The organism is uncultured Methanobrevibacter sp. (assembly GCF_900316895.1).
GTDB lineage: Archaea > Methanobacteriota > Methanobacteria > Methanobacteriales > Methanobacteriaceae > Methanocatella.
In genome coordinates this window covers 21857-30056 of sequence record NZ_ONER01000009.1, presented here as the reverse complement: position 1 = coordinate 30056, position 8200 = coordinate 21857, and the positions used below count along the sequence as shown (strand labels likewise).

The following is an 8200-nucleotide window of genomic DNA, read 5'->3' as shown; positions in this document are numbered from 1 at the left end:
CCCAAAATCGACTATCTGATAAAAGAAAAGCAATTTGACAAGGCATTAATTGAGATAGACAAGCTATTGAAGACAGATTACAGTTATTCAAATTTAAATCTCAAAGGAATCATTTTGCAAAATCTTGGACGCTTTGATGAGTCTATTGAGTGTTTTGATAATGCGTTAAAAATTCATGAATCCTCAGAAATTCAGCTTAACAAGGCCAACTGCCTATATGGATGGGCAAAAGTTACATTTTTTCCCGAAGCTGATTATGAAAAGGCTTTAAGACTAATAGACTGTGGAATAGAAAATATTCCTGAGGGTGAAGATCCCTCTGAATTTTACTTTCTTAAAGCCGAAATCTTAGAAGCATTAAATCAGCTTGTCGATGCACATAAATGTTATCTTACTGCATATAAGGAATTTGACCGGCTCAGGGAATTTGAAGCCCAATGCGAATATCTGAACTCTACTCAAGACACTTTAGTCAATATTGTCGGAAGCGATTTCTATAACTTCACACCGGAAGTTGGAAACGTTTTAAGTTTGGTTAAAGATGAGGACAACGAACATGACCCTGATGCCATAGCTGTAGTGAATAATGGAGAAACTGTCGGCTATGTTGCAAATAATCCCTATACGTTAATCGACGAGGTCAAAAGCGCAAGCGACATTAAAAATTCAATTTCAGCCAATCAGAAGGCAGAGATATTATTCATCTATCTTGGGGAATATGTGATTGCTAAACTATTAGATTAACGAATTTGATTTTGCTGTTTCTGCTGATCTTTGATTTTTGCATGTATCTTTTGATATTGAATTCAAACTTTGGTGCCCTTCTTGTATCCAACGGATTGTTCAATTGATAGTTGATGTCTTTTGTGATATAAAAGGTATCATATGCCACTTCATTAATATGATTTTTCATTTCTCATCACCTATTTTCTTTAGAAATCAGACTTTTTAGAGAACTTGATATATATCCCCAATTAATTTTTATTTTAAATTACAATGACCTAGATGTTAATGTGAAAGATCGTTTATTAGATGAGTTTTATTTTCAATACATCTAATATAAACAATCGTTCGTTTGATATGGTGACACTTCCAAGGGCATCAGAATTTTCCTTTCAGATGTCTTAATACAAGTTCCCTAAAAACATTCAAAATTCATTAAATCTTATGATTTTCATCTTATTTAATCTTAATTGAATTGTAATAGCTTTAAAAAATTGATGTAACTATAAAAAATTGCTTTCATTGAAACATGATATTTAAAACTATCGGTTATTAAAATTAAAGGTTCTGAATGAAAATAGTTATTTGTTTCATTTATAACTGTTTCATTAGAAACATTTATATTCTTTTAATAACATACAATCCCATAGGTGAAAAATATGGATGATGAAAGTTTTCAGGCGATAAAAGACAGTTCACCTTTTATAGCATGGATTCACAACATTTCCCTAAATCAGCAAAAATACATGAAATCAAAATTCAACGAACTTGACTTGGGCCATGATGTGAGATACATCATGTTTATCTATGACAATCCTGGATGCTCTCAGGATGATCTTGTAAACATGTTTGGCCAAAGCAAAGGAAACATCGCAAAGACATTAAGAAAACTGGAAGATCAGGGATTTATTCAAAGGGAAGTCAATCCCGAAAACAGGCGCAAATATATGTTGAATACAACCGAAAAAGGAAGGAATCTTGTTCCGGAATACAGAAAAATATCAAAGGAATGGGAAATGGAAGTGGGAATAACCGAAGACGACATTGAACTAAAAAAAAGAATAAAAGAAATAGCAATTAAAGGCATGAATCTTATTGAAGATAATTAAAGAGGGAGAAAAAATGAAATTAGAGTTTGAAACATATGTAGTGGCGATATCATTTATAACATCATTTTTTGCTGTCTTTCTATCAAATGGAATAATTATTGGTGTTCCGGCGATAGCACAGGACTTTGCAATGAATAATGTTATTCAAAATTGGATTCCAACAATATTTTTCCTGGTGGTTGCTGTCTTTACAGTGCCGGCAGGACAGATTTCAGGAAAATTCGGAGTTAAAAAGTCATTGCTTGCAGGAATCATCGTATTTCTTGCAGGTTCAATCGGCGCCTGCCTGTCATTTTCAACTGAATCATTCTTAATATTCAGGATTATTCAGGGTGCTGGAGTGGCATTTCTGAATGTATCTGCAATGGCAATGGTAGTTCAGGCGGTCAAACCGCAAAATCGTGGAAAAGCTTTAGGGTTTACAGTAACAGGAGTATATCTTGCAACATCATTATCACCGGTAATCTGCGGATTTTTAGTGCATAATCTTGGCTGGAGATCCATGTTTTACTTTGTGATTCCATTTTTGGTGTTATGTATCATATTGATGATTTTGAAAATACCGCAAGAGTGGAAAACATATGAAAAGGATAAAATAGATAAGGTTGGTTCCATTTTATATGCAATAGGAATACTGTCTTTCATTTATGGATTTACAACACTGATTACAACAACAGGTAAGATTCTGACCATTGCAGGCCTTATCATATTGGTAATATTCGGATGGTATGAGTTAAGGCAGAAATCTCCTGTATTCAATATGAACCTCTTTAAAAACAAGAAGTTCACATCATCCAACGTTGCGGCTTTATGCAGCTATCTGGCAATTATGGTTGTAACAACAATCTTAAATTACCATTTCCAGTATGTGAGAGGCTGGGATGCTCAAATGTCCGGAATGATATTGATTATCACACCTATCATCATGGCGATAATGGCTCCTAATGCAGGTAAACTTTCAGATAAGGTACATCCGCAAAAGCTGGCTGCATTGGGAATAGGAATAGCCGCAATCGCACTGGGAATCCTGACATTCCTGACCGGTGAAACTCCATTGTATATCGTTGTGCTTGCTATGATATTACAGGGTATCGGTATGGGACTCTTCTCAAGTCCGAACATGAATGCGATTATGAGCTCAGTTCCTCCAAGAGACGCACCGACAGCATCCGCATCACAGGCAACAATGAGAACAATAGGCCAGACAATGAGTTTGGGACTTTTGACATTGGTATTCGCCTGGGTAATGGGCAGTCTGAAACTGGATCCTCAATATGCGGCAATGATTGTGCAGGCATCACAAATCATCTGTTTAATCTGTACAGTTGCATGCATCCTTGCGGTATTCGCATCACTTGTAGGAATCAAATCAAGCGACAAATTCAACACAGAACGTTAAATTGAAATATATATCCTAAGCACCGCTTTTTAGTGCTTAAGATATATATTAATTCTATTTTTTTAATAACATTTTCATTGTAATTAGTAAAATTTTAATTAATAAAATTATAAATTATTAATTAAGGTGAAAATGTGCAAAAATCAAGTAAAATAATTATTATTGTAGTGTCATTACTAGTAATCGGAGGGATAATATTTTTTGAAAGCACACAATATCCCGAAATTAAATATACTACAATTGCAAATACAAGTATCGGAACAGTGGAAGTCGGAATTGCCGGAAATGAAAACGCCACCAAATGCATTGCCCTTATAACAGGAATCCATCCAAGGGAAACTTTGTCAATTGACCCTGAAATCCAGTCCGCACGAGAATTTGCAAATGACAATGTCAAAATAATCAACTATAAGGTGACTGTGACCGAAAACCCTGAGGATTATGAACAGGGAAGGGCAAACGGGGAAAGCCTGGTACATGATTATGTCAATCCCAATGTTACCGCTTCTGACGCCGATGCAGTCATAATCAGCCATTCACATAATCCAGAATATGGTGAAGGTTTCTATCTTGCCACTCCGGCAATGGATAATGCTTCCGTAAGCATTGCCAACAAAATCAGCGAAAGCAGCGACTTCAACTATTATCCTGTAACCGGAAACGAAACCTACAAATCCACATCTGCGGTTTTAGTTTCAAAACCTATTGCACAGGCAGGTTATCCTACATTTGTATATGAAATACCTGAAGACATTTGGGAAAGCACTGCAACCGATAAGACTAAAGAACTATTTAATCTGATTGCTGAAAACATCTAGTGATATTATGAAAAGAAAGGAAGTAATTCTGTTCATGACCGTTGGAACAGGTACAAATTTAAACTCAAACGAAGAAAACTCTGAAAGTCATGCCCAAAAATTATATTATACAATAGATAAGATACGCCCTAATCATGTCGTATTTTTTGCATCAGACATATCAAAAGAGACTATTAAATATATAGAAAAGCTATTCGAAAAAGATAATGATGAATTCATAGAAAACGAGGATTATCAGATTGTCACAATAAATGCGATTGATGATTTGAATAAATGTTTTGAAGTATACGAATCTAAGATATGGGAATTTGACTTTAAAGACGATAATGATTATGATATAATAATGGATTACACCTCCGGAACCAAAACAATGTCTGCCGCAATGGCAAACTGCGGAATGTTCTATTCAAAGGATCTGATTTCAGTTGGAGGGGACAGGTCAACAGGCGAAGTCTCAAGAGGAACCGAAATCATCCACTATCAAAACATCTACAAGATATATGACAAGTTTGCATTGATGAGAACAAGATACAATTTTAACGCTAACCGATTTAGGGCCTGCATAGATATCCTGAATTACATTATTGATTTGAATATCCATAAGGATTCATTATTGAATCTCTGCAAATCCTATTATGCATGGGACAATATGGATTTTGAAGAGGCTTATGACAATCTAAGAAAAGTTGATGTAAATCAGATGGAATTCACTGAAATTAAAAATGATATCAAATTTAACCTGAAGGCTCTTGGAAACATTATGAATTCCAAATCCGTAAATCTGAAAAACTGCTATATTCTTGCAAGCATCATTAACAATTCAATAAGAAGGTCTGAAGAATTCAAATATGACGATGCAATAGCAAGGCTTTACAGGTCATTTGAACTTATTGCACAAATCGAATTGACCAAATATAACATCAAAAGCTCAGATATCGATGTTTCAATACTTAAGCAGAACAATGTATCCGATGAATTCATAAATGATCTGGAAAAAACAAGGGAAGATGGAAAAATAAGGATAGGCTTGGAAAAGGATTTCCTACTTTTAAATGAACTTGGAAATGATTTGGGAAAATATTATATTGAAAACAACTCAAAAATCAAAAACCTGACACAAAAAAGGAACAAATCCATTTTGGCCCATGGCCTTGATTCACTGACTCAAAAGGACTTTGATGAATTCCTTGAAATTGTACTCAATTTATCCTATTCCCTGGATAAAGACATGAAAAAATTCCTGAAACAAACTAAATTCGCTAAATTTGATTTAAAACTAGAATTAAACAAGAATTATTAATATTTTAAAAAAAAGAAAAAAGGTTATAGTTAATTAGAAAGGAAGACTTGAATAGGTTCCTTGGAATCTGAATGATTTTGTATTCCAATTAACTATAGTTCCAAATGAATTTCTTGAGCTTGTTGGGTCTACAACATGCCAGCTACCATCAACTAGTACCTGAGCCCATACGTGACCGTATGTACTTCCACTGGAGAATGTACATGTTCCGTGGACATATCTTGCAGGAAGTCCTGCGGTTCTATACATTGCAATGAGTAAATGTGCTTGGTCTACACAATTTCCTGATCCATGGGTATAAGTACCTACTGCACCATAGTTGGTATCATAATAGAAACTGTATGATATGGAATCCCTTACATAGTTGTAAATCGCTTTAGCTTTTGCTAAGTTGCTAGACAAGCCACTTGTAAGTGAGTTCACTTTTGATTTAATCTTGGAGTTTCCAACTTGACAATTACTGGTGGATTTGAGATATATGCTTGTATCTTTGACAGTATTTTTCTCATTCAAACCAGTTCCGCCCTGTGAACTTGAAGAACCTCCAGAACCGTATGTGATTACACAATAATTTGGCAATAAATTATCATTGTTTCCGTAGAATGCTAAAATCCTTGAGAATGCATCTACCAATTCGGAGTAGATGATTTTTCCAACGGCTGAGTTAGCATAATTCGGTGCCTGCTTGTTGTTTTTAATGAATGTTACAGCATTTTTAGCAACAGTTATGTAATCTTTTTTGTATAATTCAACTGAATAAATTGTGTCACCACTAGGTGAACTAGGTGCTGCCACTCCTTTGAGGATAGCGACATTGCCTGTATTGGAACTGCCTAAATTGCTGATAGCTTCACTCATCACATATAAGAATTCCGGCATTGTAAATGTTAATCCACCAGCAGATACGCTTGATGGCAACTTATTGTTGTCTGCATAATATGCTTTAATAGTTTTTGCACCGGCAATAACATTCTTAAGGGTTATGAAATCAATCTTTTTCACTGTTAAAGTAGTGGAACTAGAACTTGGAGCATTCAGGTTGTTACCAGTGAATGTATATGAAACAGTAACAGTTCCTGGAGTGAAAGTTGCTTGAATAGTTGCATAACCGTCTGAAGCGGTTTTACCACTGAAAGTCTGTGAGTTAACAGTCAATTTGACATTACCATTTGATATAGGCTTGCCGTTATGATCCAGCACTAATATTTTACAGGATTGTGATCCTTCATAAATGGTTGTTTCAGATTTCCAACTTACAGAAGTTGGTGTTCTTTCAACAACACTAATTTCAGTTGTTCCAGATGTTGCACCAAGTTTGGAACTGGCTTTATTAGAAAATTTAATCTCATAATCACCAATTTCCAAGTCAATAGGTATTGAAACAATACCTTTACTGTTTGTAACTTTGGTCTGTGTCTGGCCATTTACGGTAAGTGTAACCTTTTTGTTTGCAATAGGAACATTTCCAGATGTTAAAGCTACTTTATATAATGTTCCTGCGCCATGGCCGAATACTGTAGTACTTTTTACAGTGTAAGTGAGTTTTTTAGTTGGAATTACAGTTAATCTATTCTTTACACTGGATGCTTTGTAGTAACCGAACTTGGCAAAGGAATATTTCATAGTATATACTCCAGTTTTAAGTGAAGGTAATTTAAAAGTAGCAATACCTTTTGCATTTGTTTTTGCAGAGTATTTTTTACCGTTTAAAGCTAATTTAATAACTTTACCTTTTGCTGGAGCATAGCCAAACTGATTAAGCAATTTGACCTTAACTCTTTTGGTATCCTTTTTAAGGTAAATGTAATCTTTGGAAGTTAATGAAGTTTTTGATGATTTGGTTACTTTAACCTTATTGGTTTTCTTTGAACCGTCAGGATTATAGGATATAATCTTATAAGTTCCCTTAGGTAGATTTATTAAGGATAAACTGGCTTTTCCTTTACTGTTGGTTTTTACTTTGTAGGTTTTTCCATTAATTCTGAATTTTACAGTTTTTTTAGCTAATGCTTTCCCATTTTTATTAAGGAAAGTAGCAGTGAATTTCTTATTATCAGTATAAACTTTACTCATATCACTGGAAACAATAGTTGATAAGATTTTAAAAGTAGTGGTTAAGCTATAACCTGTATCTGGGTTAGTAGCAACAACTTTATATGTTCCCGGTTTAAGATCGATGTTTAAGGAAGCGACACCCTTGCTATTGGTCATTTGAGTATACTCTTTACCGTTTACTGTAATTTTAACATTGGTATTTGCCAATGCAGAACCGTTTATATCCAAAAATGTTGCAGTATACTTTGCACTTCCTTTATAATATTTAGTAACATCCTTTGCAGTGACAGTATTTGATACATCAATAGTTGATGGGGCATTATCGTCACTTGTCAAAACGTTACTGTTCTCCATGTTAGTTGATAAAGTACTTGAATCTTCAGATTTTAAAACATCATTTGATGAATCATTATCAACAACAGACTCCGTTGCCTGTAGTTCAGACGTGTCATCGCTTACAGCAATTAATCCGTCATCTTGTGAACTAGAGGTATATGAATCCGTTACATTTACATCACTTGCATATATTGTACCAACTGATAATGCAACAGTGAGCACAAATATTAAAGTGAGCAATATTCTCTTGTTCAAAATAATTTACCTCCATAACAAAATTAATATCTACGAGATTATCCTCGCTTAAATATTATATAATGCAAATATCTTATATAAACCTTTTTATTAGCTAAATCCTATTAAATGAGTTTAATTTTAAAAAATAAAGTTAATACATTATTAAAATAATACATTAAAGCGATTTTTACTTAAATTTAGTAATAAAAAGCTTATAGCATAT

6 protein-coding genes and 1 pseudogene are annotated in these 8200 nt (G+C 34.1%); 5 read left to right on the top strand and 2 right to left on the bottom strand.

Annotated features, from left to right (window positions below):
* Window positions 1-744 (top strand): annotated as a pseudogene (locus tag QZN27_RS02240) (hypothetical protein); the annotation flags it as partial.
* Here QZN27_RS02240 and QZN27_RS02235 read toward each other — a convergent pair.
* Complete coding sequence (locus QZN27_RS02235) at window positions 728-913, bottom strand: hypothetical protein (RefSeq protein WP_296783061.1); 186 nt, start codon at window positions 911-913, stop codon at window positions 728-730. The pseudogene QZN27_RS02240 and the gene QZN27_RS02235 sit on opposite strands and share 17 nt — an antisense overlap.
* A 469-nt stretch (window positions 914-1382) precedes the next feature.
* Between QZN27_RS02235 and QZN27_RS02230 the strand changes: the two genes are divergently transcribed.
* The 4 genes from QZN27_RS02230 (at window position 1383) to QZN27_RS02215 (ending at window position 5349) form a co-directional block, all read left to right on the top strand.
* Complete coding sequence (locus tag QZN27_RS02230; RefSeq protein ID WP_296783058.1) at window positions 1383-1832, top strand: MarR family winged helix-turn-helix transcriptional regulator; 450 nt, start codon at window positions 1383-1385, stop codon at window positions 1830-1832.
* Between the two features lie 13 nt (window positions 1833-1845).
* On the top strand, window positions 1846-3231 hold the full coding sequence (locus QZN27_RS02225) for an MFS transporter (protein ID WP_296783055.1): 1386 nt from the start codon (window positions 1846-1848) through the stop codon (window positions 3229-3231).
* Window positions 3232-3365: 134 nt separating this feature from the next.
* Complete coding sequence (locus QZN27_RS02220; protein ID WP_296783052.1) at window positions 3366-4049, top strand: hypothetical protein; 684 nt, start codon at window positions 3366-3368, stop codon at window positions 4047-4049.
* A gap of 7 nt (window positions 4050-4056) precedes the next feature.
* Entirely contained in the window at window positions 4057-5349 is a 1293-nt protein-coding gene (locus QZN27_RS02215; protein ID WP_296783050.1) for a TIGR02710 family CRISPR-associated CARF protein, read from the top strand.
* 33 nt (window positions 5350-5382) lie between these two features.
* On the opposite strand, the gene QZN27_RS02210 is transcribed toward QZN27_RS02215, so the two are convergent.
* On the bottom strand, window positions 5383-7995 hold the full coding sequence (locus tag QZN27_RS02210) for a transglutaminase-like domain-containing protein (protein ID WP_296783048.1): 2613 nt from the start codon (window positions 7993-7995) through the stop codon (window positions 5383-5385).
* Window positions 7996-8200: the final 205 nt, after the last annotated feature.

What these genes read in the sequence shown, in the direction of transcription:
- QZN27_RS02235 (WP_296783061.1), bottom strand. Translation starts at nt 913, where the DNA reads ATGAAAAATCATATTAATGAAGTGGCATATGATACCTTTTATATCACA.
- QZN27_RS02230 (WP_296783058.1), top strand. Translation starts at nt 1,383, where the DNA reads ATGGATGATGAAAGTTTTCAGGCGATAAAAGACAGTTCACCTTTTATA.
- QZN27_RS02225 (WP_296783055.1), top strand. Translation starts at nt 1,846, where the DNA reads ATGAAATTAGAGTTTGAAACATATGTAGTGGCGATATCATTTATAACA.
- QZN27_RS02215 (WP_296783050.1), top strand. Translation starts at nt 4,057, where the DNA reads ATGAAAAGAAAGGAAGTAATTCTGTTCATGACCGTTGGAACAGGTACA.